Genomic DNA, 1,064 nt, shown 5'->3' with positions numbered 1-1,064 from the left:
CACTGAGACGCTGGGTTGCTTTTGCCCGGTCAACAATCTGCTCAGAGATGCTATAGAAACACTTTCCACGAGCTTCGACACTATCATAATAGATGGCGAGGCAGGACTCGAGCAAATTAACAGGCAGGTCATGCGCCGCGTTGACACGCTGATTGTGGTGAGCGACGCTACATCCCGAGGCATACAAACCGCTGCTCAGATAGAGAAGATGGTACAGAAAGAAAAGGTAATACAGTGCAAAAACATCGGGTTGGTTTTCAACAGGGTTCAAGGTAATGAAAGGCTGCTGAAACAGTCAGCGCAGGAGATAGGTCTAAGCGTTTTTGGCTACGTCCCGAACGATGAACAGGTCGCCCGCCACGACCTCGTGGGCAAACCACTTTTAAAGCTTCCAGCTACCTCGATTGCCCTTGCAGAAGTGCGCAGCATTGTTCGTCGTAACATCCTGCGTTAAATAATATGGTGGGCCCGGCAGGATTCGAACCTACGACCAATCGGTTATGAGCCGACCGCTCTGCCACTGAGCTACGAGCCCACTCTCTCAAATATTGTTGCTGCCCCCTGTCCCATCCCCACACACATCGCCGCAAGCCCATATTTAGCCTGACGGCGCACCATCTCGTGTGTTAGCGTGGTTATCAGCCTGGCACCGCTGCACCCCATAGGATGACCCAGGGCTACCGCGCCGCCATTGGGATTTACCTTGTTCTCATCAAGTCCAAGCTCTCTCATAGCGACCACAGCTACTACGGAGAAGGCTTCATTTATCTCAGCTATATCTATGTCAGCTATTGTCAAACCTGCTCTATCTAAAGCCTTCTTTGTTGACGTGATGATGCCCAGCCCCATCAGCTTGGGGTCTACTCCGGCTACAGACATGGATAGCAACTTGACCTTTGGTTCTATCCTCAGTTCTTTTGCCTTCTCACTTGACATCAACATTATTGCTGCTGCCCCATCGCTCGCCGGCGAGGCTGTCGCGGCTGTTATTGTACCATCTGACCTGGCTATCGGCTCAAGGGCAGTCATGATGTCAAGAGAGGTGTAAGACCTCGGATTCTGGT

1 protein-coding gene, 1 tRNA gene and 1 pseudogene are annotated in these 1,064 nt (G+C 51.7%); 1 reads left to right on the top strand and 2 read right to left on the bottom strand.

Features of this window, described 5'->3' with window-relative positions:
• Positions 1–454, top strand: a pseudogene (locus tag HWQ67_RS19515) (AAA family ATPase); the annotation flags it as partial.
• Positions 455–460: 6 nt separating this feature from the next.
• Here HWQ67_RS19515 and HWQ67_RS19510 read toward each other — a convergent pair.
• A tRNA-Ile gene (locus HWQ67_RS19510) sits at positions 461–535 on the bottom strand.
• The coding region (locus tag HWQ67_RS19505; protein ID WP_218254362.1) for a thiolase family protein at positions 526–1,064 on the bottom strand (539 nt) is incomplete at its 5' end. The genes HWQ67_RS19510 and HWQ67_RS19505, both read right to left, overlap by 10 nt.

Origin of the sequence: Candidatus Magnetobacterium casense (assembly GCF_019173545.1) — a bacterium.
Classification (GTDB): Bacteria; Nitrospirota; Thermodesulfovibrionia; order Thermodesulfovibrionales; family Magnetobacteriaceae; genus Magnetobacterium; species Magnetobacterium cryptolimnobacter.
The sequence above is the reverse complement of the archived record's forward strand: the minus strand, read 5'-3'. Positions and strand labels throughout refer to the sequence as shown.